The 593-nt window shown below is 52.3% G+C and carries 1 protein-coding gene; it reads left to right on the top strand.

All coding sequences use genetic code 11. From position 1 onward, the window contains the following. Positions 1-39 precede the first annotated feature (39 nt). Positions 40-591 (top strand): translation initiation factor IF-3, encoded by a 552-nt coding sequence (gene infC / locus ACIPL2_RS04440; protein ID WP_169857083.1) that lies wholly within the window; start codon positions 40-42, stop codon positions 589-591. Positions 592-593: the final 2 nt, after the last annotated feature.

Genomic DNA, 593 nt, shown 5'->3' with positions numbered 1-593 from the left:
GCAAGCGGTTTCCCGGCGTGGTCGCCCAGATTCGGAGTAATTACTATTAAGCGTGAAATGAGACAAGATAAACGAGCTGCACCGAAAGCCCCGATCAACGAGAATATCTCGGCACGCGAGGTTCGGTTAATTGGGGCTGAAGGTGAACAGCTTGGGATTGTGTCAATTGAAGACGCGCTTCTTAAGGCTGAAGAGGCCAAACTGGATCTGGTGGAGATTTCCGCCGATGCAGTACCCCCTGTTTGCAAACTGATGGACTACGGCAAATCGATCTTCGAGAAGAAGAAGCAGATTGCCGCGGCCAAGAAAAACCAGAAGCAGATCCAGGTTAAAGAAATCAAGTTTCGTCCAGGGACGGAGGAAGGGGATTACCAGGTAAAACTGCGCAACCTGGTACGTTTCCTGAGTGATGGGGACAGGGCCAAGGTATCCTTGCGATTCCGCGGCCGTGAGATGGCCCACCAGGAGCTGGGGATGGAACTCCTCAAGCGAGTTGAAGGTGACTTGCTCGAGTACGGTTCGGTCGAACAGCATCCTAAGATGGAAGGACGCCAGCTGATCATGGTCATCGCCCCGAAAAAGAAGAAGTAATC

This window comes from Pseudomonas sp. NPDC086251, from assembly GCF_044746405.1.
Classification (GTDB): Bacteria; Pseudomonadota; Gammaproteobacteria; order Pseudomonadales; family Pseudomonadaceae; genus Aquipseudomonas.
This window is presented reverse-complemented; position numbering and strand designations above follow the sequence as displayed.